The organism is Jiangella gansuensis DSM 44835, assembly GCF_000515395.1.
Classification (GTDB): Bacteria; Actinomycetota; Actinomycetes; order Jiangellales; family Jiangellaceae; genus Jiangella; species Jiangella gansuensis.
In genome coordinates this window covers 2,206,750-2,232,882 of record NZ_KI911782.1, presented here as the reverse complement: position 1 = coordinate 2,232,882, position 26,133 = coordinate 2,206,750, and the positions used below count along the sequence as shown (strand labels likewise).

Sequence of the window (26,133 nt, the reverse complement as noted above, 5' to 3'; positions counted from 1 at the left end):
GCGGCGCCTGTGTCGTTCACCGGGACTGACTGATCCAGGCAGTGTGCAGGGCGGCGTAGACGCCGCCCTTCTGCACCAGCTCGGCGTGCGGGCCGGCCTCCACCAGGCGGCCCTTGTCGAAGACGAACACCTCGTCGGCGGCCTCGGCGGTGGACAGCCGGTGCGCGATGGTGACCGACGTCCGGCCGCGCGAGATGCCCTCCAGGGCACGGGCCAGCCGCACCTCGGTGGCGGGGTCGACGGCGCTGGTGGCTTCGTCGAGCACCAGCAGGTCGGGGTCGGCCAGGTAGGCCCGGGCCAGCGCGACCAGCTGCCGCTCTCCCGCCGACAACGACTCGCCGCGCTGCCCGACCTGGGTGTCCAGGCCGGCCGGCAGCGTCTGCGCCCAGTCGGCCAGCCCCAGTTCGGTGATGGCGAGCCACAGGTCGTCGTCGGTGGCTCCGGGCCGCCCGTAGCGCAGGTTGGCCGCCAGCGTGTCGTCGAACAGGAAGCCCTCCTGCGGCACCATGACCACCCGCTCGCGCAGCGACGAGAAGCGCACGTCGCGCAGGTCGGTGCCGTCGACGAGCACCCGGCCGCCGACCGGGTCCATCAACCGGGTGAGCAGCTTCGCGAACGTCGTCTTGCCCGAGCCGGTCTCGCCGACCACGGCCACCCTGGTGTGCCGGGCGATGGCGACGTCGACGTCGTGCAGCACGGTCGGGCCGTTCGGGTAGGCGTAGGAGACGTTCTCGAACCGGACGTCGACCGGCCCACGCGGTAGGGCCACGCCGTCCGGGCCGGGGTCGACGACGTCGGCCGGGGTGTCGAGGATGCCCAGCACCCGCCGCCACCCGGCGATGGCGTTCTGTGCCTCACTGAGCACCTCGGTGCCCACCTGCACCGGCGCCACGAACAGGGTGACAAGGAACAGGAACGCCAGCAGCCGGCCCAGGGTGATGTCGCCCGCCACGCCCAGCAGCACGCCGACGACGACGATGGCGGCGTTGGCCAGCCCGGCCACCACCTCGCCGGTGGAGAACGCCGTCGCCGCCAGGCGCTGCGCCCGGGCGGCCGACTTCCGGTGCGATTCGACGGCGTCGTCGATGCGCTGCTGGGTGCGTGCCTCGACGGCGTAGGCGCGCACCGCCTGCGCCCCGACCACCGACTCGGAGATGGAGCCCAGCATCGAACCGACGCGCTCGCGCACCGTCATGAACGCCGCGGACAGCATCCGCTGGAACGTCCGCAACGCCAGGAACAGCGGGAGGAAGCAGACCCACACCAGCAGCGTCAGCTGCCAGGAGTAGAACGCCATGAGGACCGTGGCGATCATCAGCTGGCCGATGCTGACCAGCATGATGAGCCCGCCCCACTGGACGAACTGGGAGATGGTGTCGACGTCGCTGGTGACCCGCGACACCAGCGATCCGCGCCGCTCGGTGTCCTGGGTCAGCACCGAGAGGTCGTGCACGTGCCGGAACGCCTTCGTGCGCAGCGTCGCCAGACCGGCCTCGCTGGCTTTGAACACGCGCCGGTTCATGAAGTAGGCCGCCACGACCGTGATCAGCACGCCGACGGCGGCCAGCGCGACCATCAGGCGCACGTACCCGAGGTCGGCCCCGCCGGGAGCGTTGAGGCCGCGGTCCACGGTCTGCTGGACGGTGATCGGCACCAGGACCCGCCCGGCCGTGGCGACGGCGGCCAGCAGCAGCGTCAGGGTGAGGCCGCGGGTGATCTCCGGCGACAGCGCGATGCCCCGCCGCAGCGTCTGCCACGCGGAGGAGACGCGGACGTCACCGAGGCGCGATGTTGTGCTCACGACGCGTCCTCCGTGCGGTCCATGGCTCGTTCGGCGGCATCGCGCTCGTAGGCGGTGATGAGGTCGCGGTACCCGGGCGAGGTGGTGAGCAGGTCGGTGTGCGTGCCGCGGGCGGACACCCGGCCGTCCTCGACGTAGACGACCTCGTCGGCCAGCGCGATGGTGGCCCGCCGGTAGGCCACGACGACGACGGTGGACGGTAGCGCCGCGTCGCGCAGCCCGGCCAGGATGCGCCGCTCCACCTCCGGGTCGACGGCACTGGTGGCGTCGTCGAGGACGAGCAGCCGCGGCCGGCGCGCCAGCGCCCGGGCCAGCGCGAGGCGTTGCCGCTGACCGCCCGACAGGGTGGCGCCGCGCTCGCCGATGCGGGCGTCGAGGCCGCCCTCGAGCTCGCGGACGAAGGTGGCGCCCTGGGCCAGCCGAAGCGCGGCCCAGACGTCGTCGTCGCCGATGTCGAGACCCAGCGTGACGTTGTCGCGCACGGTGTCCTCGAAGATGAACGGCTGCTGGAAGACCAGCGACACCGCGCCGGCGACGGAGCCGGGCTCCAGCTGGCGCAGGTCGGTGCCGTCGAGCAGGATGGCGCCGGTTCCCGGGTCGACCAGCCGGACCAGCAGGCTGGCCAGCGTCGACTTGCCGGAGCCGGTGGATCCGACGACGGCGACGGTGCGGCCGGGCTCGACGTCGAGGTGGATGCCGTCGAGCACCGGCGTGCCCTCGACGTAGGAGTACGTGACGTCCTGGACACCGAGGTGGGCCGCGTTGCCGTGCGCCGGCAGCCGGCCGGTGCCGTGCGGGAGCGCCCCGGTGGCGTCGAGCACCGCGGAGACGCGGCGCCAGCCGACGGTGGCACGGGGCAGCTCGCCGAGCACGAAGCCGATGGCCCGGATCGGGAACGCCGTGATGGTCAGCAGGTAGGCGACCTGGACCAGGGCGCCCGCCTCGAGCGTGCCGTCCGCCACCCGCGCCGACCCGATGACCAGCACCGCGAGCACCCCGAGGTTGGGCAGCGCCTCCAGCATCGGGTCGAACGCGCCGCGCACCCGTCCCACCGACGCGTTGGCGTCGCGCAGCTGCCCGGCGACCTTGGCGAAGCGGGCCGTCTCGTCGGCCTCGCGGCCCATGGCCTTGACCACGAGCGCGCCGTCGAAGGACTCGTGCGCCACCCCGGACAGCTCCGCCCGCAGCGCCTGTGCCCGGGTGGCCAGCGGCGACAGGCGCCGCTGGTAGACGAAGTTGAGCAGCAGGATGGCCGGGAACACCAGCGCGCCCACCAGCGCCAGCAGCGGGTCGGCCAGGAACATGGACACCAGCGCGAACACCAGCATGACCACGACACCCAGCGCGAACGGCAGCGGCGCGATGGGCCAGAACGTCGCCTCGACGTCGGCGTTCGCGTTGGACAGCAGCTTGCCGGTGGAGTGCCGGTGATGCCACGACAACGGCAGCCGGAGGTACTGGCGGGTGACCCGGCGCCGGTAGCGCGCGTTCAGCGAGTACTGCCCGAGGCCGGCGAAGTACCGCCGCACCACGATGCCGCCGGCCTTGACCAGGGCCGTCACCATGATCGCGAGCGCGGCCAGGGCCAGTGCACCGGTCGTGGTCTCACCGTCGCGGAACGCCGGCACCACCACCCGGTCGGTGACCCGCCCGATGACCTCGGCCGCCGCCACCGTGGCGATGCCGTACACGGCGCTGCCGGCGACCGCGACACCGAGTAGGACCGGCTCGTCTCGCAGAGCCCGGACGAGGATGCGGACCCCCTCGCGCAGCGTCGCCTGCCGCTCGTCCCTCACATCACTCGCTCTCTTGCGTCACGTCGCGGCCACGGCTGTCGCAGGACATGCTGAACGCAGGTCGCCAACCGTGGGGTGCCCGGCTTCGTACGGTACCAACCGCCACCGACACCCCTGAACCCGGTTTCCCGGCGCCGGATTCCGCCTACGCCAATCCGGTCCGTCCATGATCACGGCGGGGTTCGTACGGCTAGGGCAGCAGAAAACCCGCCATGATCAAGGAAAGGTCGTGAACCGGATCGTCACCTGACGGGGTGACCGGCCGCGGTGATGGCGCCCTTCACGTCCGCGATGCTCAGGTCACCGAAGTGGAAGACACTGGCGGCCAGCACGGCGTCGGCGCCGGCCTCGACCGCCGGTGCGAAGTGCGCCAGCTCGCCCGCTCCCCCGCTGGCGATCACCGGGACACCGACGGCGGCGCGCACCGCGGCCAGCATCTCGATGTCGTAGCCGTCCTTGGTGCCGTCGGCGTCCATCGAGTTCAGCAGGATCTCGCCGGCGCCCAGCTCGGCGGCCTTCGCGGCCCAGGCGACCGCGTCGATGCCGGTGCCGCGCCGCCCGCCGTGCGTCGTCACCTCGAACCCGGACTCAGTGCCGCCGCCGCGGCGCGCGTCGACCGACAACACCAGGACCTGGTTGCCGAACCGGTCGGCGATCTCGGCGACCAGCTCCGGCCGCGCCACGGCCGCGGTGTTCACGCCCACCTTGTCCGCGCCCGCCCGCAGCAGCCGGTCGACGTCGTCGACGGTGCGGACCCCGCCGCCGACCGTGAGCGGGATGAACACCTGCTCGGCGGTGCGGGCGACGATGTCGTACGTGGTGGAGCGGTCGTCGCTGGACGCGGTGATGTCGAGGAAGACCAGCTCGTCGGCGCCCTCGGCCCCGTACGCGGCGGCCAGTTCGACCGGGTCGCCGGCGTCGCGCAGGTCGGCGAAGCGCACGCCCTTGACGACCCGGCCGGCGTCGACGTCCAGGCACGGGATGACACGGACCGCCACGCTCACAGCGGGCCCCCGGCCACCTTCAGTGCCTCCTCCAGGGTGAAGTTGCCCGCGTAGAGCGCCTTGCCGACGATGGCGCCCTCGACGCCCAGCGGCACCAGCGACCGCAGCGCCGCGATGTCGTCGAGCCCGGACACCCCGCCGCTGGCCACCACCGGCTTGTCGGTGCGCTCGCAGACCTGGCGGAGCAGGTCGAGGTTGGGTCCGCGCAGCGTGCCGTCCTTCGTGACGTCGGTGACCACGTACCGGGCGCAGCCGTCGCGGTCCAGCCGCTCCAGCACCTCCCACAGGTCGCCGCCGTCGCGGGTCCAGCCGCGAGCCGCCAGCGTGGTGCCGCGCACGTCCAGCCCGACGGCGACGCGGTCGCCGTGGCGGGCGATCGCCGACGCCGTCCATTCGGGATCTTCCAGCGCGGCGGTGCCGAGGTTGACCCGGCGGCACCCGGTCGCCAGCGCGGCGGCCAGCGACTCGTCGTCGCGGATGCCACCTGACAGCTCGACGTCGACGTCCAGGCGGCCGACGACCTCGGCGAGCAGGTCCCGGTTCGACCCGCGGCCGAACGCCGCGTCCAGGTCGACCAGGTGCACCCACGGGGCGCCCGCCTCCTGCCAGGCCAGCGCGGCGGCCAGCGGCTCGCCGTACGTGGTCTCCGTACCGGCCTCGCCCTGGACGAGCCGGACCGCCTGCCCGTCGGCGACGTCAACGGCAGGCAGCAGCTCCAACGTGGTCATGACTCCCCTTCACCAGGACTTTTCCCGCTCCCCCAGGCAAGCACGCATGGGGAAGCGGGAGGACCCATACGCAACGTGATCATTTCCCGCGCGGCGGTCAGAGCTTGACGGCCCGGAACCGGAGGCGGCGGTAGTCGGCCCACCAGGCGTCGTCGTGCCACAGCGTGGGCCGGGCGATGTCCTCGGCCCGGCGGACGACCTCCGGCGGGAGGCCCTCGACGGCGTGGGCGGCGAACATCCCCAGCCACTTCGCCAGCCCGTCCGGGCCGGTCAGCTTCGTCGGCCGGTCGTAGAAGTCGAGCTGACGGATCTCCAGACCGGCGTCCTCCAGCATCGCCGCGTACTCGGCCGGCGAGGAGAAGAACCACGGCCACGCCCGGTCCGGCAGGCCGGCCTCACGGCAGGCCCGGTCCACCGCGGCGGTGATCGAGGCGACGTTGCCGGTGGCGCCCATCTCGGCGACGAACCGGCCGCCGACGCGCAACGCGTCGGAGACGCAGCCGAGCACCTCGACCTGCGCCGGCATCCAGTGCAGCGCGGCGTTGGACACGACACCGTCGACCGGCTCGTCGACGGTGAAGTCGTGCGCGTCGGCGACCCGCAGCTCCGCGGCGTCGCCCAGCCGCTCGCGGGCCGCCTCGATCATGGCCGGGTCGGCGTCGATGCCGATGACCCGGGCTCCGGCATCGATGAGCCGTGCGGTCAGCTCACCGGTCCCGCAGCCGAGGTCGAGGATGGACTCGCCGGGCTGTGGGTCCAGCCAGTCCAGCAGCTCAGCACCGTACGCGGCCACGAACGCGAAGTCGCGGTCGTAGGCCTGCGAGTCCCAGTTGGTCACGGTCACAACCCTCTCACCCAGTTTTCCAGCAGCCGCAGTCCGCCGTCACCGGACTTCTCCGGGTGGAACTGCGTTGCCGCGAGGGGCCCGTTCTCGACGGCGGCGACGAAACGGTCGCCGTCGTGTTCGGACCAGACGACCACCGGGGGCTTGATCCGCTCCGGTGGGGGTAGCTCCCAGCGTCGTACGCCGTAGGAATGCACGAAATAGAAGCGCTCGTTCTCGATGCCGTCGAACAACGCCGAACCGGCCGGCACGTCGACGGTGTTCCACCCCATGTGCGGCAGCGGGGTGGCGTGCAGGCGCTCGACGGTGCCCGGCCACTCGCCGATTCCGGCCGTCGTCACGCCGTGTTCCACGCCCTTGTCGAACAGCACCTGCATGCCCACACAGATGCCCAGCACCGGCCGGCCGCCGGCGAGCCGCCGCCCGACGATCTGCGGCGCGTGCACCGCCCGCAGCCCGGCCATGCAGGCGGCGAAGGCGCCGACTCCGGGCACGACCAGCCCGTCGGCCTCCGCCGCGGCGGTCCGGTCGGCGGTCAGCGTGACGTCGGCGCCGACCTTCTCCAGGGCCCGCACCGCGGACCGCACGTTGCCCGATCCGTAATCGAGCACCACCACCTGACGCGCGCTCATCTGTCACCTCGGCATGTCAGACTGCGATCATGAGCCTCGACCAACGTTCCGGTGCCGTCCCGCCGGTTGCGCGGCGCTGGCCGCGGCGCGTGGCCGTCGGTTCGGCCGCGGTAGCGGGGCTCACCCTGGCTACCACCGGTGCCGGCGGCTGGTACTTCGCCGACGAGCTGCTGCGGGTGCGCCAGGATCCGCCCGAGTACCCAATCCGGGTGCTCGACGCCGACGGCTCCACCGTCACGCTGACCGGTGAGGGCGCCGACCATCCGGGGGTCGCCGGCCTGCAGTGGGCGGGCGGCTACGCGCGGGCGGGTGCGGACCTGACGGCGGACGGCGACGGCGTCGTCGTCCGCGGGCTGCGGCCCTATCCCGACCGCCCGGCGCCCGGCACCCAGGTGCGCATCGACTCCTACGCCGCGCCGGCCGACCTCGCGGTGTACGCCCAGGTCAGCGGCCTTCCGGTCGAAGAGTCCGGGTACGACGGGCCGCTGGGGCGCTACCCCGCCACGTTCGTTCCCGCACCAGCCGCGGCCGGTGCGGCCACACCTGCCGGCCGCTGGATCGTGCACGTGCACGGCCGCGGCGCCACCCGCGCCGAGGCGCACCGGCTCATCCCGGCACTGCACCGGCTCGGCCACCCGCAGCTGTCCATCGCCTACCGCAACGACGACGGTGCTCCGGCCACGTCGCAGCGGGCGTACGGGCTGGGCTGGACCGAGGCGGCCGACCTCGCCGCCGCCGTCGACGAGGTCCGCGGCCGCGGCGCCCGCGACGTCGTCCTGGTCGGCTACTCGATGGGCGGCGCCGTCGTCGGCAACTACCTGCGCACGGTCGGCTCCGAGAACGTCGCCGGTGTCGTGTACGACTCCCCCGCACTGTCCTGGCCGGACATCCTGGTCTTCCAGGCGCGGCTGCGGAACCTGCCGGCGTTGGGCGCCACCGTCGCGGCGTCGGTCGTGCGGGCTCGTACCGGCATCAACGTCTGGGCCATGGACCAGGTGGCGCGCGCCGGCGATCTCGACGTCCCGGTGCTGCTGGTGCACGGTTCCGGCGACCCGACGGTACCGGTCACCTCGTCCGACGCCTTCGCGGCGGCGCGGCCCGACCTCGTCACGTACCTGCGCACCGACGCCGTGCACGTGCAGAGCTGGAACCGCGACCCGCAGCGGTACGAGGCCACGCTCGCGGCGTTCCTCGCCGACCTGCCGTAGCCGCCTTGGTGTCACAGCGCACCCTTCGTCGACGGCACACCACGCTCCCGCGGGTCGACGGCCACGGCGGTACGCAGCGCCCGGGCCAGCGCCTTGAACTGGGCCTCGACGATGTGGTGCGGGTCGCGCCCGGCCAGCACCCGCATGTGCACGGTGATCCCGGCGTGGTGCGCGATGCTCTCCAGCACGTGCGCGGTCAGCGACCCGGTGAAGTGCCCGCCTATCAGGACGTACTCCTGGCCGGTCGGCTCACCGGAGTGCACGAAGTACGGGCGCCCGGAAACGTCGACGACGGCGTGCGCCAGCGCTTCGTCCAGCGGCACGGTGGCCTCGCCGTACCGGACGATGCCGACCTTGTCGCCCAGCGCCTCGCGCAGCGCCTGGCCGAGCACGATCGCGGTGTCCTCGACCGTGTGGTGCACGTCGATGTGGGTGTCGCCCTCGGACCGGACGGTGAGGTCGATCAGCGAGTGCCGCGCCAGCGCCGTCAGCATGTGGTCGTAGAACGGCACCGTGGTGGCGATGTCGTGCACGCCGGAGCCGTCCAGGTCCAGCTCGACGCTGACCTTGCTCTCGCTGGTCGCGCGGTCGACCTTGGCGGTGCGGCTCATGTGCGCTCCTTCAGTTCCCTGGTCACGCTGACCAGGGCGTCCTTGAATGCCGTCGTCTCCTCGGGGGTACCCACCGACACCCGCAGCCAGCCGTCCGGCCCGGTCTCACGGATGAGTACGCCGTGGTCGAGCAGGCCCTGCCAGACGGCGTGCCGGTCGGGGAACCGTCCGAACAGCACGAAGTTCGCGTCGGAGTCGGCGACCTCGAGGCCGATCTCGCGTAGCCAGGCCGCCAATGCGTCCCGCTCGTCGCGCAGCTGCGCGACCCGGGCCTGCAACTCCGCGGCGTGTTCCAGCGCGACGACGGCGACGGCCTGCGTGACCGCCGACAGGTGGTACGGCAGCCGAACCACCCGCAGCACGTCGATCACCTGCTCCGACGCCGCAGCGTACCCGACTCTGGCGCCGGCGAAGGCGAACGCCTTGCTCATGGTGCGGGTGACGATGAGCCGCGGGTGGTCGGCCAGCAGGGACAGCGCGCTGGGGACGCCGTCGCGGCGGAACTCCGCGTATGCCTCGTCGACGACGACGACGCCGTCGCTGGCCTCGTGGACGGCCGTGACGAGGTCGAGCGGCACGGCCGTGCCGGTGGGATTGTTCGGCGAGGCGATCAGGACCACCGACGGGCGGTGTTCGGCCACTGCCTTCAGCGCCGTCTCCGGGTCGATGGAGAAGTCGCTGTTGCGCTGGGCGGTGACCCAGGTCGTGGTGGTGTCGCGGGCGTACTCCGGGTACATGGAGTACGTGGGCGCGAAGCTCAGCGCCGTCCGGCCCGGGCCACCGAAGGCCTGCAGGATCTGCAGCATGATCTCGTTGGAGCCGTTGGCCGCCCACACCTGTTCGGTGCGCAGGGCGACGCCGGACTCGCGGTCGAGGTAGCCGGCCAGCCGCTCCCGCAGAGTCGTGGCCTCGCGGTCCGGGTACCGGTTGAGCCCGCGGACGGCATCGGCGACCGCTCGGGCGGCGTCGGCCACCAGCTGCTCCGACGGCCCGAACGGGTTCTCGTTGACGTTGAGGCACACCGGCACGTCGAGCTGCGGGGCGCCGTACGGCTCGACGCCGCGCAGCTCGTCCCGGATGGGCAGGCCGCTCATCGGTCGTCGTCGCCTTCGAAGCGGGCGGTGATGGCGTCGCCGTGGGCCGGCAGGTCCTCCGCATCTGCCAGGGCGCGGACGTGCCCGGCGACGTTCTCCAGCGCGGCCCGGTCGTACTCGACCACGTGCACACCACGCAGGAACGACTGCACCGACAGGCCGGACGAGTGCCGCGCGCTGCCGCCGGTGGGCAGCACGTGGTTGGAGCCGGCCGCATAGTCGCCCAGGCTGACCGGCGACCACGGGCCGACGAACACCGCGCCGGCGTTGCGCACCCGCGCGGCCACCGCGGCGGCGTCCCGGGTCTGGATCTCCAGGTGCTCCGCGGCGTAGGCGTCGACGACGGCGAGCCCCTGTTCGAGGTCGTCGACCAGCACGACCCCGGACTGCTCACCGGACAGGGCGGTGCGCACGCGCTCGTCGTGCTTGGTGGCGGCGGCCCGGGTGCGCAGCTCGCCATCGACGGCGTCGGCCAGCGCCTCGCTGTCGGTGACCAGCACCGACGCGGCCAGGGGGTCGTGCTCGGCCTGGCTGATCAGGTCGGCGGCGACGTGCACCGGGTCGGCGGAGTCGTCGGCCAGCACCGCGATCTCGGTCGGGCCGGCTTCGGCGTCGATGCCGACCACACCGCGCAGCAGCCGCTTGGCCGCCGCGACGTAGACATTGCCCGGCCCGGTGACCAGGTCGACCGGCTCGCAGAGGGCGGCGCCGTCGTCGTCGCGCAGGCCGTAGGCGAACATGGCCAGCGCCTGTGCGCCGCCGACCGCGTACACCTCGGTGACGCCGAGCAGCGCGCACGCGGCCAGGATGGTCGGGTGCGGCAGCCCGCCTTCGCTGCGCTGCGGCGGGCTGGCCACCGCCAGGCTGCCGACCTGGGCCTCCTGCGCCGGCACCACATTCATGACCACGCTGCTGGGGTAGACGGCCAGGCCGCCAGGCACGTACAACCCGACCCGCCCGACCGGGACCCACCGCTCGGTGACCGTGCCGCCGGGGACGACGGTGGTGGTGACGTCGCCGCGCCGCTGGTCGCCGTGGACCGTGCGGGCCCGGACGATGGACTCCTCGAGCGCCGCACGGACGGTGGGGTCGAGACCGGCCAGGGCGTCGTCGATGGCCTGCTGCGGGACGCGCACGTCGTCCAGCTCGACGCCGTCGAAGCGCGCCGTCAGCTCCTTGACAGCCGCGAGCCCGCGATGCCGCACGTCCGCGCAGATCGGCCGGACGGCGTCGAGTGCGGCCTCGACGTCGACCGGGGCGCGTGGTACGAGTGAGCGGTAGTCGAGGGGCTCACCGGTGGCGAGCCTCCCCCGCAGGTCGATGCGGCGTATCACTCACCCGAGTGTATGTGTGCAGCTCACCACCCGGACCCACTGCCCGTATGCCAAGACGCCACTAGCGCGGACCGATGCCGCGCACGAGCGTGTCGACGATCCGGGCGGCGAGGGCGTCGGGATCGGCCGCCGCGTCCTCGCCGGCGAGCGTCTCGCCGATGAGGGCGTAGTAGACCCGCCGCGCCCACTCGAGATCGACGTCGGGGGCGACGGCGCCGGCCTGCTGGGCCTTGCCGAACAGGTCGACGCAGCGGCGGGCGATGCGCTCCTGCTCGACGGCGACCGGTGACTCCGGTGACGCCGGCTGGGCGAACGCGAACCGCCACCCGACCTTGACGCGCAGCACATTGGCGGTGATCTCGTGCAGCGCCACCAGCGGCGGGGCGGTCTCCGGCCGGCCCGCGTCGATGGCGGCAGCGAGCTGCGTGACCGCCGCGGCACCCATGGCGTCGATGAGTGCCTGCCGGGTGGCGAAGCGGCGGTGGATGGTGGTGCGCGCGACCCCAGCCTCCTGCGCGATCTGTTCCATCGACGCGCCGGGATCGGCGGCGAGGACCCGCTCGGCGGCATCGAGGATCGCCCGGACGCTGCGTTCGGCGTCCGCTCGCAGCCGGGCGCCGGCCGTCACATCAGAGGAAGTCACAGTCAGACGATACATCTCGCTCCACCTCGGAGACCCGTCTGATACATTTCTGTTGCGGTTAACAGCAAATCCGCGTCACCCTAGGAGCACCCACCATGCCGCCGTTCATCCCCGGCCCCACCGCCCTCGTCACCGGCGCCTCGTCCGGCATCGGATCGGAGTTCGCCGCCCAGCTCGCGGCCCGCGGGCACGACCTCGTACTCGTCGCGCGTTCGGCCGACCGGCTGGAGGCGCTCGCCCGGACGCTGCGCGAGCGGCACGCCGTCACCGTCGACGTCGTCGCACACGACCTGGCCAGACCGGGCGCCGCCCACGACCTGACCGCGCAGCTCACCGCCCGCGGCCTCACCGTCGACCTGCTGGTGAACAGCGCCGGGTTCGGCAGCTCCGGGCGGTTCGAGGAGATCGAGCCCGGCCGCGACCACGACCAGCTCATGCTCAACGTCGTCGCCCTGGCCGACCTGTGCCGTGAGCTCGCCCCTGGCATGCTGCGCCGCGGCCGCGGCGGCATCGTCAACGTCGGCTCGACCGCGGGCTTCCAGCCGTCGCCCTACTTCGCCACCTACAGCGCCGGCAAGGCGTTCGTGCTGAACTTCAGCCTGGCGCTGCGTTCGGAGTATCGCGGCCGCGGCGTTCGCGTACTCGCCCTCTGCCCCGGACCGACCCGCACCGCGTTCTTCGACGCCGTCGGCGAACAGGCAGCCATCGGCGGGCGGATGATGACCGCCGATGAGGTCGTCCGGGCCGGGCTGCGCGGGCTGGACCGCGACCGCGCCTATGTCGTGCCGGGCCTGGGCAACGCATTGAGTGCTCACCTCACGCCGCGGCGGCCGCGCCGGCTCGTCACCGCCATCGCGAAATCGGTCACCCGCCGCGCACTCGACACGCCGCAGGAGTCCGCCGCGTGATCGACAGGAGGTTGCTACCGCTCAGCGGGCAGCGGCGCCCTGTCGATCACCGGGAGAAGAGGCCGCGCGCCATCGCGGGCACCGACGCGGCCACCTCGCGCAGGTAGCCCTGCCGCGTCCCGGGCGGGTTCGACTCCTTGGAGTCGTGCGCCACGCCCACCGCGTCGATGCCGGCCGACCGGCACAGCGCCACCGTCCTGGGCAGGTGGAAGCGCTGGCTGACGACCAGCAGCCGGTCCAGCTCGAACTCGTCGCGAGCCCGGCGGCACGACGCCCAGCTGTCGACGCCGAGCGGGTCCTCGATGATCGACTCGTCCGGCACTCCGGCCTGGACGAGGTAACGGCGCATCGCGGCCGGCTCGTCGTACCCGCCGGGGGCGGTACCGCCGCTGACCAGCAGCGTGCGGGTGCGGCCGAGGTGGAACAGGTCCGCCGCGACGTCCAGCCGGCCGGCCAGCAGCCGGGTGGGACGGCCGTCGGCGCGCACGCCGGCGCCCATGACCATGGTGACGTCGGTGGACGGCGCCGACGACGGGTCGGACAGGATGCGCCCGGCGCTGGAGGCGTAGGCCCACACGGTCGGGACGGCCAGCCCGACGACGGCGGCCGCCGCGGCCAGCGCGATCCACCGCCGCGGCGACATCCGTGGCCGCCGGCTCATCCGGGCCCACCGGTGGTGTCGCCCAGCATCGGCGCGAGGTAGCCGTGCAACGCCGCTCGCAGCTCCCCCACCAGGGCGTCGCGTTCGGTGTCCTCAGCGGCCACGATCAGCGGCATCATGGCACGCACGATCTGGATCGACACGACGGCGGCGCGTTCGACGACGGCCGCCGGTAGCTCGGGCGCGCGCAGAGACAGCAGGGCCACCACCCGGCCGAGCAGCGCGGCGTGCAACGGCGCGACCGCCTCGGTCAGCGTCGGCGGCATGTCGGCGCGTGCGAACAGCGCCTTGAAGCCCCGGTTCGCGAGGTTGAACTCCACCAGCGGGCCGATCACCGCCTCGATCATGCCCGCCAGCGGGGCCTGGGCCAGATCGATCGTCTCGAACGCAGCCGCCTGCGCGGCACCCAGCTCGTCGACGTACCGCTCGGCCAGTGCCCGGGCGATCTGGTCCTTGTTGGCGAAGAACTGGTACAGCGAGCCCGGCGAGATGCCGGCCTGCGCCGCGATCGCGTTGGTGGTGGCGGCCTCGTAGCCGGCCGCGGCGAACACCTCCGCCGCGGCGGCCACGATCTGCTCGATTCGCCGCTCGCCGCGAGCCTGCCGTTTCGTCACCCAGCCGTCCCTTCTCCCGCTGATCGCCAACGTCCGGCACCGCCGTGAGGTGCCCGAGCCGACGCGTCCGCCCACTCGTTGGACAAACACGAGCGATGACTCGTATTCTCAAAACGCGAGTCACAACTCGCCTTTTCGCCGACGCTACCAGAGGGAGCCGCCGATCATGCTCGGCCGTTACGTCACCCGCGCACCGCGCCGCGTCCTGGCCGGATCCGTCCTGCTGTTCCTGCTCGCGGGGGTTCTGGCCGCGTCCGTCGTCGATGCCCTCGCGCTGAACCGCTACGAAGCTCCCGGCTCGGAGTCCCTGCAGGCCCGCGACGCCCTGGCCGAACAGTTCGACACCAGCACCTCCAACGTCGCGCTGCTGGTCACCGCCGAGGACGGCACCGTCGACGACGCTGCCGTCGCGGCCGCCGGCGCCGCGCTGACCGACGAACTGGCCGCCCACCCGGGTGTCGGCGACGCATGGTCCTACTGGAGCGATGCCACCGACACGCTGCGCAGCGAGGACGGCCGCCACGCCCTGGTGCTGGCCTGGGTGCCCGGCGACGCCGACCACGTGCGCGGCGACGTCCTGCCCGGCATCGAGGAGTCCTTCGGCGACCCCGGCGGCCCCATCGATGTCGAGATCGGCGGTGGTGACGAGGTCTTCCGCGTCGTGGCCGAACAGGCCCGCACCGACTTCCTGCGAGCCGAGCTCATCATCCTGCCGCTGGTCGGGGCGCTGCTGTGGCTGGTGTACCGGCGGCTCGGTCCGGCCCTGGTGACGCTCGGGGTCGGGTTGTTCTCCGTCGTCGGGACGCTGGCCATCCTGCGCGTCGTCACCGTGTTCACCGAGGTCTCCACGTTCGCGTCCAACATCGCGCTGGTCATGGGCATCGGGCTGGGCGTCGACTACGGCCTGTTCGTCACCTACCGGTTCCGCGAGGAGCTGGCTCGCGGCCTACCGGTGCCGGACGCCGTGCGCGCCGCGGTGACCGGTGCCGGCCGCACGGTCCTGTTCAGCGGGGCCACGGTGGCGGCGTCGCTGGCGGTGCTGTTCGTCTTCCCGTTCCCGTTCCTGTCGTCGTTCGCGTACGCCGGCATCGCCGTGGTCCTGACGGCCGTGTTCGGGGCGACGGTGGTCCTGCCGGCCGCGCTCACGCTGCTGGGACACCGGGCCGCGCGGCGCGGCGCCACCGGCTCCGGGCGTGAAGAAGGGTTCTGGCATCGGCTGTCGACGACGGTGATGCGCCGGCCCCTGGTCAGCGGCGGCGCGGCGCTCGTGGTGCTGCTCGGCCTGGGCGCACCGGCCGCCGGCGTCGAGTTCGGCTCCCCCGACGACCGCGTCCTCCCGGCCGGCCAGCCGGTCCGGGACATGTACGACACCATCCGGGCGGACTTCACGACGGAGGACGCCGACGCCGTGCAGGTGGTGGCGCCGGCCGCCGACGACGGCGACATCGCCCCGTACGCGGCCGCGCTGTCATCGCTCGACGGCGTCCACCGCGTGGACTCCGCGGCCGGTTCGTTCGCCGACGGCGCACGGGTGGCGGCTGCCGCCGACCCCGCCCGCTACGCCGACGGCACCGGCGCGTGGTTCGCCGTCGTCCCCACCGGCGAACGGCTGGCCGATGACCCGACCGGGCTGGTCGCCGACGTGCGCGAGCTGGCGGCGCCGTTCGACGTGCTCGTCGGCGGCTACCCGGCCGAGCTCACCGACTACCGCGACGGCGTCGTCGAGCGGCTGCCGCTGGTGGCGGCGCTGATCCTGGGCGTCACATTCGTGGTGCTGTTCCTCATGACCGGCTCGGTGGTGGCGCCGCTGAAAGCGTCGGTGCTCAACCTGCTGAGCCTGTCGGTGATGTTCGGGGTGCTGGTGTGGGGCTTCCAGAACGGCGGGCTGGCCGGCGTGCTCGGCTTCACGCCCACCGGGGTGATCGAACCGAGCATTCCGCTGCTGATGTTCTGCATCGCCTACGGCCTGTCGATGGATTACGAGGTGTTCCTGCTGGCCCGGATCAAGGAGGACTACGACCGCACCGGCGACGTCATCGGCTCGGTGCCGCGCGGCATCGCCCGGTCCGCGCCGCTGGTGACCGCCGCCGCCGTCATCCTGGCCGCCTCGTTCGCCGTGTACGCCAGCAGCGACATCGTGTTCCTGCAGCAGCTAGGCATCGGCATGGCGCTGGCGGTACTGGTCGACGCGACCGTGATCCGGGGCGTCCTGATGCCGGCCCTGATGCGGCTGGCCGGCCGGGCCAACTGGTGGGCGCCGGACCCCCTGCGGCGCCTGCACGCCCGGATCGGTCTGCGCGAGGACTCCCCCTTGATCATCCAGACTTCACCCGGCTATGACCGGGTCAAGTCTTGATGATCATGGGGGAGGTGGGCTGGCTCAGCGCTGGACGGACTCCGTGTCGCCGAGGGCCGCGAGATCGGCTCGGGTAGGCAGGCCTTCCCAGTCGCCGAGGACGGTGCAGGCCAGCGCCCCCGCGGCGGCCGCCGTCGAAAGTCGCTGACCGGCCTCGGCGCCGTCCATGAGCTCGGCTAGGTAACCGGCCACGAACGCGTCCCCGGCGCCGACGGTGTCGACCACCGTCACCGGCACCGCCTGCGTCACGCGCGCGACACCGTCGACCAGGGACACCGCGCCGTCACCGCCGAGCTTGATGACGACCTGCTTCGGCCCCAGGTCGGACAGCGCCCGGGCCAGCTGCTCCGGCTCGCCGTCCGGCACGATCAGCGCCGCCTCCTCCGGGCCGGCGAAGACCACGTCGGCCTTGCGGACCAGCGGCTCGAGTGCGGCACCGGCGTCGGCGCGGCTCCACAGCGCGGAGCGGTAGTTGACGTCCAGCGACACGGTGGTGCCGTGCCGGCGGGCGGTGTCGATGGCCAGTTGGACGGCCGAGGCCGGACCCGGTCCGAGCGCGGGCGTGATGCCGGTGACGTGCAGGACCGAGGCCTGCGCGACCACGTCCACCGGCACGTCGAACGCCGTCATGGCCGAGGCCGCGCTACCGGCCCGGTAGTACCGGACATGGGTGCGCTGGCTCGTCGGCCGCTCCTTCACCATGAGGCCCGTCGGCCGGGTGTCGTCGACCGCCGCGACGGCGGTGACACCCTCCGCGCGCAGCTCACGCAGCATCAGCTCACCGAACCCGTCGGCGCCGACCCGGCTGATCCAGGTGGCCGCGGCGCCGAGCCGGCGCGCACCGACGGCGACGTTCAGCTCCGCCCCGGCCACGGACAGCTTGAGGTCGCGGTGGTGCGACCAGCCGCCCACCTCGGCGGCGGCCATCAGGGCCATCGCCTCGCCGAGCGTGACCAGCCCGCCGCTCACGCGGCGTCGCCCTTCGCGGCGCGGACGGCGGCCAGGGCCTTCGCGGCCCGCTCGGCCAGGGCGCCGAGGTCCCCACCGTCGGCGGCGTCGCCCAGCAGCGGGCCGCCCAGGCCCACACCGGCCGCGCCGGCCCGGATCCAGTCGCCGATGTTGTCGAGGCTGACGCCGCCGGTCGGCATGATCTCGATGTCCGGGAACGGCCCGTTCAGCGCCCTGATGTACGACGGCCCCACCGCCGAGCCCGGGAACAGCTTCACGACGCTCGCGCCGGCCCGCCACGCCGCCAGCACCTCCGTCGGCGTGAACGCGCCCGGGTACGCCGGGATGCCGGCCTCGCGGGCGACGGCCACCACGTCCGGCTCCACCGACGGCGAGACCACGAAACCCGTGCCGGCCTCGACGACGGCCCGCGCCTGCTCCGCGTCGGTCACCGTCCCGGCGCCGACATCGACGCTGCCGGGCAGCTCCTGGCGGATGGCACGAATCGCCTCCAGCGCACCGGGCGAGGTGAGGGTGATCTCCAGGCAGGTGATGCCGGCGGCGACCAGAGTGCGGCTGATGTCGGCGAAGCGGTCGGCCGAACGGGCGCGCAGGATCGCCATGACCCCGGTGTCTCGTAGCTGGGCGCTCGGGGCGATGCGGTCGACGCTCATGGAGTGTCCTCTCTGGACGGTGCGGACGGTGTTGTCCGTGCGGACGGCGAAACGGTGCCGGCGTGCGGAGATTCGGGCGGCGGGGCGCCGAGCAGGGCGGAGACCTCGTGGCCGGCAGCCGCGACCAGCTCGCCGAGTGGGCCGACCCGCTCCGGCGTGACCCGGGTGGCCAGCCCGGAGACCGACAGCGCCGCCGTCACCGTGCCCGCGTGGTCGAACACCGGGGCGGCGACGCAGCGGATGTCGTCCTCGTTCTCGACGTCGTCGACGGCGTAGCCGCGCTCCCGGACGGCGGCGAGCAGCGCGCGGAACTCGTCCGGATCGGTGACGGTGCGGGTGGTCCGGGCGGTCAGCCCGAGCGCGATGACCCGCTCCACCGCGTCGCTGCCGGCGAAGGCGAGATAGGCGCGCCCGACCCCGGTGGAGTGGCACGGCTGCCGGGACCCGATGGACGAGTTCATGCGCACCCGCCCCGGCCCGTCGATCTTGTCGATGTAGACCATGTGCGGCAGGTCGGGCAGGACGAGGTGCACCGACTCCCCCGACCGCTCGACCAGGCGACGCAGCGCCGGCTGGGCCAGCGCACGCAGGTCGACGGAGTCGAGGTACACCCGCCCCAGCTGGGCCGTACGGGGACCGAGCACGTAGCGGCCGTGGCCCACCCGGACCAGCCCGGTCTCCGTCATCGGCTGGAGCAGCCGCAGCGCGGAGCTCTTGTGCACGCCGACGGCCAGGGCCAGCTCACTCAGCGTCGCACCACCGGCCGGCGTCGCGGCCCTGACGGCGTCGAGCAGCGCGAGCCCGCGCCGGAGCGACGATGAGGTGTTCCGTTCCACGACCCATCCCGTGGTGTGCTCTGCACAACGCCATTGTGTGGACGGGCCCAGTGTAGCCCTGGCTCAACGCGGCACGGCGAAGGTGACGTACGTACCAGAGCTACCCGTCGTCGCGCCGTTGCCACCGAGGACGATCCGCTCGCCCGCCGCCACCGGCCGTTCCAGCTTGAACAGCCTGAGCGCCGGCTGGGCGTCGTCGCCGGCGCTGGCGATCTCCTCGCCGGTCGGGCGGAAGCCGAGCTCCTCGAGCCAGGCCGGCCACCAGCCGCCGTTCTCCGGTGCGCCTCGCGGGTCCAGCGCCACGTAGAGGTCGAGGTCGCGGCGCGCGTCGACGACGAGGTACTCCGGATCGGTCAGCCGCTTGTCGTCGTTGGCGCCGCGGATCATCGTGGCGCCGCGCAGTTCGGCCGGCAGCGAGCGCAGCGTCACGTCACGGTCGACGTAGTACTCCGCACCCTCGACCGCCATCACGCCCGGACTCAGCTTTGCCGGAGCGACGACGTCCACGGCGCTCTCGAAGCCGACGACCACCGGGGCACCGGTGACCTGACCCACGTGGGCGGCCGACGTCACGACGGTGAGCTGGTACTGGTCGGTCGCGGTCCCGGCGGGCGGCGTCACCACGAACTCGGCCGTGGCCGACTCGTCGGGCGCCATCGGGCCGAGCACGTCGCGCCGCGGCGCCACCGACCACCCCGCCGGGACCCCCAGCTCGACGCGCACGCTCGCGGAGTGCCGGTCGCCCGGGTTGGTCACGGTGGCGGTGGCGACGAACGACTCGCCGGGCTCGGCGCTGTCCGGGACGTCGAGCGAGGTGCGAACGACGTCGCGCACGTCGGTGAGCCCGGGCGTGCTGATCTCGAAGGTGTAGGCGTGCTCACTGGTCGTCGCCGCGGCGCCGGCAGCGGGCATCGTGACCGTGACCTGACGGCCGTCGCGCCGCCACGGCAGCGGCTCCCCGCCGGAACCGAGCAGCGTGATGGTGCTGCCGGCCGCCAGCGGCACCTCGCCGGACAGGACCAGCTCCTCGCCCGGCCACTGCAGGGCGGTCGCGTAGAGCACGCCGTCGTTGACCGTGTAGCGCACCGGCACGTTGCTGTGCGCGTCGTCGGCGCGGGTCCAGTAGGTGGCACCGCGGATCGCCTCGCCGTTCACGTCGAGCCAGGCGCCCAGCGCCCGCACCCGGTCGGCCTGGATGTCCGGGATCGAGCCGTCGGCCATCGGCCCGATGTTCAGCAGCAGGTTCCCGTTCTTGCTCACCGTGTCGACGAAGCTGTCGATCAGCTGGTCGGCGCTCAGGTAGACCTCCGGCCCCTCCTCGGCGTTGTAACCAAACGAGCGGCCGAGGCCGCGGGTGGCCTCCCACGGGTTCGGATCGATGGCCGGCTGGTTGCGGTACTCGCGCGTGACGAAGTCGTGCACGTCGTTGCCGCAGCGGTCGTTGACGGCGACGTCCTTGGGCTGCGGCCGGTTCTTCGCCTGGTTGTAGTAGAAGGCCATGAACTCGTTGCTGTTGTGCGGCACGTGCGGCCCGATGTCGCACCAGATGATGTCCGGGTCGAACCGGTCGACGAGTTCGAGCATCTGCGGGTACTGGTGGTCCAGCACGTCGTCGGACACCGGCACGTAGCCGGTGTACGGCACCGGGTCGCCCGTGTACGGGTTGACCGGCCCCTCCTCCAGGCTGTGGCCGCGCGGCGGATCCCAGCCGCCGGCGGGGTGGTACCACTCGGCCAGCGAGTAGTACAGGCCGGTTCGCATCGAGCGGTCGTCGGCCGCCTCGAACAGGTCCGCGACGAGGTCACGCCGCGGCCCCATCGCGACCGTGTCACGGTCGGTCGTGTCGCTGTCCCACAGGGCCACGCCGTCGTGGTGCTTGGACACCAGCACGAAGTACTCCGCGCCGGCGTCGGCGAACAGGTCCAGCCACTGCTCGGGGTCGAAGCGAACGGGGTTCCACTGCTCAACGAACGCGTCGTAGGGCACGTCCTCGCCGTAGGTCTCCGCGTGGTGCTGGTGGGTCGGGCTCCCCGGCTGGTTCATCTCGTACCAGTACCACTCGGCGTAGACGTCCGAGCCCGGCCGCGCGCCACCGCCGGGCGGGGCATAGGCGGGCACCGAGTACGGCCCCCAGTGGATGAAGATGCCGAGCTTGGCGTCGGTGAACCACTCGGGCGTCTCGTGCCGGGACAGCGACTCGACGGTGGGCTCGTAGTCGCCGACGGGCGCGGTCGCCGGCGCCCCGGTCGGCGCGGGCGTGGGTTCGGCGGCCGCCGCACCGAGGGCGCCGGCAATGACCAGGACTCCAGCTCCGACCGGCACCGCTCTGCGCGTGATCACGTCGGTCTCCCTCGGCTCGTCGGTACCCGGCGCACCGCGTCGGGCCGGGGGTGCGCCGAGCAGTCCCGGTAACCGGTTTCCGGCCCGTACTTCACAGTCAACGCCGCGTGACGATACCGGTCAAGGGTGAGCGGCCTGAGCTAGGTCACCTTGACCGGATCCGGTCATGAACCGGTTTCCGAGCAGCCGACCCCGTGATCATGTTCCCTCGCGGTCGCCCATCGCCCGCACGGGAACATGATCACCGGACGGTGCCGGTTCAGCCGGCCTTCAGCACGTCACGCAGCCAGCGCAACTGCTCGTCCGTCTGGAAGGTCTGGCCGCCCTCGTGCTTGTTGTACGGCCACACCCGGATCTCCTTCGGGCCGGCGTAATGGTTGTACGAGGCGAACACCGTCGACGGCGGGCAGGTGGTGTCCATCAGGGCGACGCTGTAGAGCGCGGGCGCGGACCCGCGGGCCGCGAAGTTCGGCCCGTCGAAGTACGTCAGCGTCCGGAACACCTGCTCCTCGTGGTCGCGGTGGATGGACAGGTACCGGGTGATCTCGCCGTATGGCATGGTGTCGACGATCTCGGTGGCGCGGCGGAAGCCGGTCAGGAACGGCACGTCGATCATCGCGCCGGCCAGCCCGGAGCGCAGCCCGGCCACGGCCGTTGCGATGCCGCCGCCCTGGCTGCCGCCGCCGATGACGATGCGCGACTCGTCGACCAGCGGGTGCGACGCCACCGCGTCGACCGCCCGGACGGCGTCGGTGAACACCCGCCGGTAGTAGTAGTCGTCCGGGTTCAGCACGCCGCGGGTCATGAACCCGGGGGTCTGCGGGTTGTCACCGCCGACGGGGTCCGGGGTGTCACCCGGCGACCCGGCCGAGCCCTGGCCGCGGGTGTCCATGACGAAGGTGGCGAACCCTGCCGCGGCCGTGGTCAGCCAGTCGTGCGGGAAGCCGCGGCCACCGCCGTAGCCGATGTAGTGGACGACGGTCGGCAGCGGCTCGGTGCCTCCGGCGGGCGCGATGAACCAGCCGGCGATCCGGTGCCCGCCCCAGCCGGAGTACCGCACGTCGTAGACGTCGACCAGCCTCAGCGCGGCGTCGTACGGCTCGAACGCCGGGTTCAGCGGGTACTGCGCGGCCTCGGCGAGCGTCCGTGACCAGAACTCGTCGAAGTCGGGCTCTTCCTGTCGCTCGGGCCGGTAGTCACGCAGTTCGGCGAGCGGCTTGTCGAACAACGGCATGGGTGCGTCCCTTCACGTCGCGGTGGCATCAGGCAGCGTAGTGCCACCACTTCGAGTTACTCGTAGAGCACCGCCTGGATCTCCTCGTCGTCGATGTTGGTGGCGTCGTACCAGAGGAAGCCGGTGTCGATGGTCTCCGGGAGCTCCTCGCCGTCCAGCGCCTGCACCGCCGCCTTGACCGTCTCGTACCCGATCGCGATCGGGTTCTGGGTGATGGCGCCGGCCATGACGCCGTTGCGAATCGCGTCGATCTGGGCCTGGCCGGAGTCGAAGCCCACGATGACGAGCTCGCCCGCCATGCCCAGTTCGTTCACGGCGTTGACCACGCCGATGGCCGAGCCCTCGTTGGCGCCGTAGATGCCGGCCAGGTTCGGGTTCCCCTGGATGATGGCGGTGGCCAGGTTGGTCGACTCGAGGTGATCGCCGCCGCCGTACTGGATGTCGACGATCTCCACCCCCGGGGCGTTCTCCTCGATGTACTCGACGAACCCATCGCGCCGCTCGACGCCGGTGACGCTGGTCTGGTCGTGGACCACCAGGGCGACCTCGCCCTCGCCGCCGATCAGCTCGACCATCTTCTCCGCCGCCAGCGCGGCGGCCGCCCGGTTGTCGGTGGCGGCGGTGGTGAGCGGGACGTCGCTGTCGACGCCGGAGTCGAACGCGATGACCGGGATCTCGCGGCTGGCCGCGTCCTCCATCAGCGGCGTGGCCGCCTGGCTGTCCAGCGCGGCGAACCCGAGCGCGTCGGGCCCGCGGTCGATGGCGGACTGCAGCATGTCGATCTGCTGCGCCACCTCCGACTCCGAGTCCGGGCCCTCGAACGTGACCTCCACGTCGAACTCCTCGCCGGCCTGCTCGGCGCCCTGGCGGACGGCCTGCCAGAACTGGTGCTGGAAACCCTTCGACACCAGCGCGATCTGCGGACGGTCGCCACCACCGTCGCCGTCACCGGACGTTCCTCCGTCGTCACCACAGGCCGCCAGCAGCAGCATGGCCGCCGCCGCGACACCGAGACCCCTCGCGTGCTTCCTCATGGTCCGTGCTCCTCCTGTTGTTCGGCGCGTGTGTCGTTCGAACTCCCGGCCACGGGCGCGGTCCGCTCGTACCGTCATCTCGTCATCGGGCCCTCTCTGCCGCGACGCAGGTTGTCGGTGTAGACGGCGACCAGGATGACCAGGCCGATGATCACGGTCTGCCACTCCTGCGGGATGGACATGATGCGCAGCCCGTTGGTGACGGTTCCCACGATCAGCGCCCCGATCAGGGTCCCGACGACGCTCCCCTTGCCACCCTGCAGCGAGGTGCCGCCGATGACGACCGCGGCGATGGCCTGCAGCTCGTAGCCGACGCCCAGCGACGGTTGCGCGGAGTTCAGCCGGGCGGCCAGCACCACGCCCGCGATGCCCATGAACACCCCGGAGAGCACGTAGATGAGGATCTTCCAGCGGCGCACGTCGACGCCGGAGATCTCGGCGGCCTCCTCGTTGCTGCCGATGGCGAACGCGTAGCGGCCCAGCAGCGACTTGCGCAGGATGACCGCGCCGACCGCCGTCAGCAGGAACAGGATGACGACGGCGTTCGGCAGGTCGACGCCGGGAATGATCTCGCCGCGGGAGATGTCGGTGAAGCCCGGGACGTCGGTGAAGTAGATGGGCGCGGTCCCCGAGATCACGAGGGCCAGCCCCTGCGCGATCAGCATCATCGCCAGGGTGACGATGAACGGCGGAATCCTCAGCACGGCGACGTTGAAGCCGTTGATGAACCCCAGCACGGCCCCGGTGAGGATCCCGCCGAGCACGCCCAGCGCCAGCGGCCAGCCCAGGGTGGTGAGGAAGACGCCCGCCATCACCGCGCACAACGTCATCCCGGTGCCCAGCGACAGGTCGATGCCGCCGCTGACGATGACGAACGTCGTGCCCAGCGCCAGGATGCCGATGACCGCCGTCGACAGCAGGATCCCGGTGATGTTCGACCAGGTCAGGAAGTTGCCGTCGGCGACGGAGAAGAACAGCACCAGCGCGATGAGGCTGGCTAGGGCCAGCAGTTGCTGCAGCTGGCGGCCCACGAACCCGCGGGACCTCGTCCGGGTGTGCTCCGGCGCGGTGAGCGTGTCGGTGCTGGACCGGGTGGTGTCGGCGTCACTCATGCTGCCTCATCTCCGCGTGCTCCCAGCTGGGTGGCGTAGGCCATGACGGTCTCCTGGTCGGCGTCGCGGTTGTCCAGGACGGCGGTCAGCCGTCCTTCGCACATGACGGCGATGCGGTCGGCGAGGCGCAGCACCTCGGGCAGGTCGGAGGAGATCACGATGATGGAGCGGCCCTCCGCCGCCAGCCCGCGCAGCACGGCGTAGATCTCCTCCCGCGCTCCCACGTCGATGCCACGGGTCGGCTCGTCGACGATGAGGATGTCGCAGTCGCGCGCCAGCCACCGGGCGATGACGATCTTCTGCTGATTGCCGCCGGAGAGGTTCTTGGTGCGCTGCCGCAGTGACGGCGTCTTGATCCGCAGCGACTCCACGTGCTGGCCCGCGGTGCGGCGCAGCTGGTCGTCGCGGACCAGCCCCGGCCCGCCGAGGTAGCGCGGCAGCGACGACACCATGATGTTGAAGCCGACGTCCTGGTCCAGCATCAGGCCGAACCGTTTGCGGTCCTCGGACAGGTAGCCGAGGCCGAGGCGCGCGGCGTCGGCGGGCCGGCGGATGGTTACCGGCCGGCCGTGCAGCAGGACCTCCCCGGCGGTGGTCCGGTCCGCACCGATGATCGCCCGGGCGACCTCGGTCCGGCCCGCGCCCATGAGACCGGCGAGGCCGAGGATCTCGCCCCGGCGTAGCTCGAAGCTGACGTCCTTCAGCCGCGCCTTCGTGGACAGGCCGCGGACCTCCAGGACGACAGTCGGGTCGGCGGGCCGCGGTTGCGGCCGGATCTCGCCTTCCACCTGGTGCCCCACCATCATCGTGATGACCTGACGCAGGTCTGCGCCGTCGGCGTCCATGGTCCCGACGCACGCTCCGTCGCGCAGGACGGTGATGCGGTCGGCCACCGCCGCGAGCTCCTCGAGGCGGTGCGAGATGTACACGATGCCGGTGCCGCCGCTCTTGAGCCGGTGGATGAGACCGAACAGGGCTTCGGCTTCCGTCACCGTCAACGCCGCGGTCGGCTCGTCCATGATGAGGATGCGCGCGTCGAAGGACAGCGCCTTCACGATCTCGACCACCTGCTGCTGCGCCACCACCAGCGAGCCGACTTTCGCCCGCGGGTCCAGCGCGACACCCAGCTGGTCGAAGAGCTCGCGGGCACGCTCGTTGAGGTCCGCGTCGTCGATGAACAGCCCGAGCCCGCGGCGCCGCTCCCGGCCGATGAAGATGTTCTCGGCGATCGTGAGGTCGGGCATCAGCGACAGTTCCTGGTGGATGATGCTGATGCCCAGCGCCTGGGCCGCCCGCGGGCCGTCGATGCTGACCGTGCGGCCGTCGACGGCGACCGTTCCCGCGTCCGGGGACTGGATGCCGGCCAGGATCTTCATGAGGGTGGACTTGCCGGCACCGTTCTGCCCGACCAGCGCGTGCACCTCACCGGCCGCCAGGGTGAAGCTGACGTCCGAGAGCGCACGCACGCCGGGGAACTGTTTGCTGACACCGTGGATCTGCAGAAGCTGGGTGTTCACGGCACTCCTTCGTGCTGCGGGCCCGGCGCGGAGCGGAGCGGTCGATGGTGCGGCCTGGATGACTCGGGATCAACCGTCCGGTGAAGCCCGGCTTCGATGGTGCTCGGTCATGGCGCCCGCCTCCGCTGCTGATCGATGGAGCCGATGATGGTCGGACCTACGACCCGTTGTAAAGACCTGAGTTGGCTCGATTGCTGCATCTTT

23 protein-coding genes are annotated in these 26,133 nt (G+C 72.3%); 3 read left to right on the top strand and 20 right to left on the bottom strand.

Features of this window, described 5'->3' with window-relative positions; all coding sequences use genetic code 11:
* Positions 1-16: 16 nt before the first annotated feature.
* The 6 genes from JIAGA_RS29020 to hisH form a co-directional block, all read right to left on the bottom strand.
* Positions 17-1,801, bottom strand: a complete 1,785-nt coding sequence (locus tag JIAGA_RS29020; protein ID WP_051425953.1) for an ABC transporter ATP-binding protein — start codon at positions 1,799-1,801, stop codon at positions 17-19.
* Positions 1,798-3,597, bottom strand: a complete 1,800-nt coding sequence (locus tag JIAGA_RS0110745; RefSeq protein ID WP_026875661.1) for an ABC transporter ATP-binding protein — start codon at positions 3,595-3,597, stop codon at positions 1,798-1,800. The genes JIAGA_RS29020 and JIAGA_RS0110745 overlap by 4 nt, the downstream gene beginning before the upstream one ends.
* A gap of 242 nt (positions 3,598-3,839) precedes the next feature.
* Positions 3,840-4,601 carry an imidazole glycerol phosphate synthase subunit HisF gene (gene hisF / locus JIAGA_RS0110740; RefSeq protein ID WP_026875660.1) on the bottom strand — a complete coding sequence of 254 codons (762 nt, stop codon included), beginning with the start codon at positions 4,599-4,601 and terminating at the stop codon, positions 3,840-3,842.
* A complete protein-coding gene (gene priA / locus JIAGA_RS0110735; protein ID WP_026875659.1) occupies positions 4,598-5,329 on the bottom strand; it encodes a bifunctional 1-(5-phosphoribosyl)-5-((5-phosphoribosylamino)methylideneamino)imidazole-4-carboxamide isomerase/phosphoribosylanthranilate isomerase PriA in 732 nt (243 codons plus the stop codon). The genes hisF and priA overlap by 4 nt, the downstream gene beginning before the upstream one ends.
* A 97-nt stretch (positions 5,330-5,426) precedes the next feature.
* A complete protein-coding gene (locus JIAGA_RS0110730) occupies positions 5,427-6,167 on the bottom strand; it encodes a class I SAM-dependent methyltransferase (protein ID WP_157552981.1) in 741 nt (246 codons plus the stop codon).
* Positions 6,168-6,169: 2 nt separating this feature from the next.
* A complete protein-coding gene (hisH, locus tag JIAGA_RS0110725; protein ID WP_026875657.1) occupies positions 6,170-6,805 on the bottom strand; it encodes an imidazole glycerol phosphate synthase subunit HisH in 636 nt (211 codons plus the stop codon).
* Between the two features lie 29 nt (positions 6,806-6,834).
* Here hisH and JIAGA_RS0110720 point away from each other — a divergent pair, with 29 nt between their 5' ends.
* A complete protein-coding gene (locus tag JIAGA_RS0110720; RefSeq protein WP_051425952.1) occupies positions 6,835-8,013 on the top strand; it encodes an alpha/beta hydrolase in 1,179 nt (392 codons plus the stop codon).
* An 11-nt stretch (positions 8,014-8,024) separates the two neighbouring features.
* Here the strand turns inward: JIAGA_RS0110720 and hisB are convergent, their stop codons facing one another.
* The 4 genes from hisB to JIAGA_RS0110700 form a co-directional block, all read right to left on the bottom strand.
* Positions 8,025-8,624: an imidazoleglycerol-phosphate dehydratase HisB gene (gene hisB / locus JIAGA_RS0110715; protein ID WP_026875655.1), complete on the bottom strand. Its 600-nt coding sequence runs from the start codon at positions 8,622-8,624 to the stop codon at positions 8,025-8,027.
* Positions 8,621-9,718: a histidinol-phosphate transaminase gene (locus JIAGA_RS29015; RefSeq protein ID WP_035812400.1), complete on the bottom strand. Its 1,098-nt coding sequence runs from the start codon at positions 9,716-9,718 to the stop codon at positions 8,621-8,623. Before JIAGA_RS29015 ends, hisB begins: the two co-directional genes overlap by 4 nt.
* A complete protein-coding gene (hisD, locus tag JIAGA_RS0110705) occupies positions 9,715-11,052 on the bottom strand; it encodes a histidinol dehydrogenase (protein WP_026875654.1) in 1,338 nt (445 codons plus the stop codon). The genes JIAGA_RS29015 and hisD overlap by 4 nt, the downstream gene beginning before the upstream one ends.
* A 61-nt stretch (positions 11,053-11,113) precedes the next feature.
* The gene (locus JIAGA_RS0110700; RefSeq protein ID WP_211239606.1) at positions 11,114-11,695 is read right to left on the bottom strand and encodes a TetR/AcrR family transcriptional regulator; all 582 of its coding nucleotides are present in this window, start codon (positions 11,693-11,695) and stop codon (positions 11,114-11,116) included.
* Positions 11,696-11,790: 95 nt separating this feature from the next.
* On the opposite strand from JIAGA_RS0110700, the gene JIAGA_RS0110695 reads away from it, so the two are divergent.
* Positions 11,791-12,603 (top strand): SDR family NAD(P)-dependent oxidoreductase, encoded by an 813-nt coding sequence (locus tag JIAGA_RS0110695; protein ID WP_026875652.1) that lies wholly within the window; start codon positions 11,791-11,793, stop codon positions 12,601-12,603.
* A 46-nt stretch (positions 12,604-12,649) separates the two neighbouring features.
* Here the strand turns inward: JIAGA_RS0110695 and JIAGA_RS29010 are convergent, their stop codons facing one another.
* Positions 12,650-13,264, bottom strand: a complete 615-nt coding sequence (locus tag JIAGA_RS29010) for a SanA/YdcF family protein (protein WP_084469611.1) — start codon at positions 13,262-13,264, stop codon at positions 12,650-12,652.
* Positions 13,261-13,878, bottom strand: coding sequence for a TetR/AcrR family transcriptional regulator (locus JIAGA_RS0110685; RefSeq protein ID WP_211239605.1), 618 nt, complete (start codon positions 13,876-13,878; stop codon positions 13,261-13,263). The genes JIAGA_RS29010 and JIAGA_RS0110685 overlap by 4 nt, the downstream gene beginning before the upstream one ends.
* A 166-nt stretch (positions 13,879-14,044) precedes the next feature.
* Here JIAGA_RS0110685 and JIAGA_RS29005 point away from each other — a divergent pair, with 166 nt between their 5' ends.
* A complete protein-coding gene (locus tag JIAGA_RS29005; protein WP_051425949.1) occupies positions 14,045-16,234 on the top strand; it encodes an MMPL family transporter in 2,190 nt (729 codons plus the stop codon).
* A 24-nt stretch (positions 16,235-16,258) separates the two neighbouring features.
* Here the strand turns inward: JIAGA_RS29005 and JIAGA_RS0110675 are convergent, their stop codons facing one another.
* The 8 genes from JIAGA_RS0110675 to JIAGA_RS0110640 all read right to left on the bottom strand — a co-directional run bounded on the left by JIAGA_RS0110675 (position 16,259) and on the right by JIAGA_RS0110640 (position 25,929).
* Positions 16,259-17,203, bottom strand: coding sequence for a sugar kinase (locus JIAGA_RS0110675; RefSeq protein ID WP_026875650.1), 945 nt, complete (start codon positions 17,201-17,203; stop codon positions 16,259-16,261).
* A complete protein-coding gene (locus JIAGA_RS0110670; RefSeq protein WP_026875649.1) occupies positions 17,200-17,856 on the bottom strand; it encodes a bifunctional 4-hydroxy-2-oxoglutarate aldolase/2-dehydro-3-deoxy-phosphogluconate aldolase in 657 nt (218 codons plus the stop codon). The genes JIAGA_RS0110675 and JIAGA_RS0110670 overlap by 4 nt, the downstream gene beginning before the upstream one ends.
* Complete coding sequence (locus JIAGA_RS29000) at positions 17,853-18,692, bottom strand: IclR family transcriptional regulator (protein ID WP_035812398.1); 840 nt, start codon at positions 18,690-18,692, stop codon at positions 17,853-17,855. The genes JIAGA_RS0110670 and JIAGA_RS29000 overlap by 4 nt, the downstream gene beginning before the upstream one ends.
* A 63-nt stretch (positions 18,693-18,755) precedes the next feature.
* Positions 18,756-21,032: an alpha-L-fucosidase gene (locus JIAGA_RS33025; protein WP_051425948.1), complete on the bottom strand. Its 2,277-nt coding sequence runs from the start codon at positions 21,030-21,032 to the stop codon at positions 18,756-18,758.
* 259 nt (positions 21,033-21,291) lie between these two features.
* Complete coding sequence (locus tag JIAGA_RS0110655; RefSeq protein WP_026875648.1) at positions 21,292-22,266, bottom strand: acetylxylan esterase; 975 nt, start codon at positions 22,264-22,266, stop codon at positions 21,292-21,294.
* A 56-nt stretch (positions 22,267-22,322) separates the two neighbouring features.
* Positions 22,323-23,300 (bottom strand): ABC transporter substrate-binding protein, encoded by a 978-nt coding sequence (locus JIAGA_RS0110650; RefSeq protein WP_026875647.1) that lies wholly within the window; start codon positions 23,298-23,300, stop codon positions 22,323-22,325.
* A 74-nt stretch (positions 23,301-23,374) separates the two neighbouring features.
* Positions 23,375-24,412 carry an ABC transporter permease gene (locus tag JIAGA_RS0110645; protein WP_026875646.1) on the bottom strand — a complete coding sequence of 346 codons (1,038 nt, stop codon included), beginning with the start codon at positions 24,410-24,412 and terminating at the stop codon, positions 23,375-23,377.
* Positions 24,409-25,929 carry a sugar ABC transporter ATP-binding protein gene (locus tag JIAGA_RS0110640; protein ID WP_026875645.1) on the bottom strand — a complete coding sequence of 507 codons (1,521 nt, stop codon included), beginning with the start codon at positions 25,927-25,929 and terminating at the stop codon, positions 24,409-24,411. The genes JIAGA_RS0110645 and JIAGA_RS0110640 overlap by 4 nt, the downstream gene beginning before the upstream one ends.
* Positions 25,930-26,133 lie beyond the last annotated feature (204 nt).

What these genes read in the sequence shown, in the direction of transcription:
- priA (WP_026875659.1), bottom strand. Translation starts at nt 5,329, where the DNA reads ATGACCACGTTGGAGCTGCTGCCTGCCGTTGACGTCGCCGACGGGCAG.
- hisH (WP_026875657.1), bottom strand. Translation starts at nt 6,805, where the DNA reads ATGAGCGCGCGTCAGGTGGTGGTGCTCGATTACGGATCGGGCAACGTG.
- JIAGA_RS0110720 (WP_051425952.1), top strand. Translation starts at nt 6,835, where the DNA reads ATGAGCCTCGACCAACGTTCCGGTGCCGTCCCGCCGGTTGCGCGGCGC.
- hisB (WP_026875655.1), bottom strand. Translation starts at nt 8,624, where the DNA reads ATGAGCCGCACCGCCAAGGTCGACCGCGCGACCAGCGAGAGCAAGGTC.
- JIAGA_RS29015 (WP_035812400.1), bottom strand. Translation starts at nt 9,718, where the DNA reads ATGAGCGGCCTGCCCATCCGGGACGAGCTGCGCGGCGTCGAGCCGTAC.
- JIAGA_RS0110695 (WP_026875652.1), top strand. Translation starts at nt 11,791, where the DNA reads ATGCCGCCGTTCATCCCCGGCCCCACCGCCCTCGTCACCGGCGCCTCG.
- JIAGA_RS29010 (WP_084469611.1), bottom strand. Translation starts at nt 13,264, where the DNA reads ATGAGCCGGCGGCCACGGATGTCGCCGCGGCGGTGGATCGCGCTGGCC.
- JIAGA_RS29005 (WP_051425949.1), top strand. Translation starts at nt 14,045, where the DNA reads ATGCTCGGCCGTTACGTCACCCGCGCACCGCGCCGCGTCCTGGCCGGA.
- JIAGA_RS0110670 (WP_026875649.1), bottom strand. Translation starts at nt 17,856, where the DNA reads ATGAGCGTCGACCGCATCGCCCCGAGCGCCCAGCTACGAGACACCGGG.
- JIAGA_RS0110655 (WP_026875648.1), bottom strand. Translation starts at nt 22,266, where the DNA reads ATGCCGTTGTTCGACAAGCCGCTCGCCGAACTGCGTGACTACCGGCCC.
- JIAGA_RS0110650 (WP_026875647.1), bottom strand. Translation starts at nt 23,300, where the DNA reads ATGAGGAAGCACGCGAGGGGTCTCGGTGTCGCGGCGGCGGCCATGCTG.
- JIAGA_RS0110645 (WP_026875646.1), bottom strand. Translation starts at nt 24,412, where the DNA reads ATGAGTGACGCCGACACCACCCGGTCCAGCACCGACACGCTCACCGCG.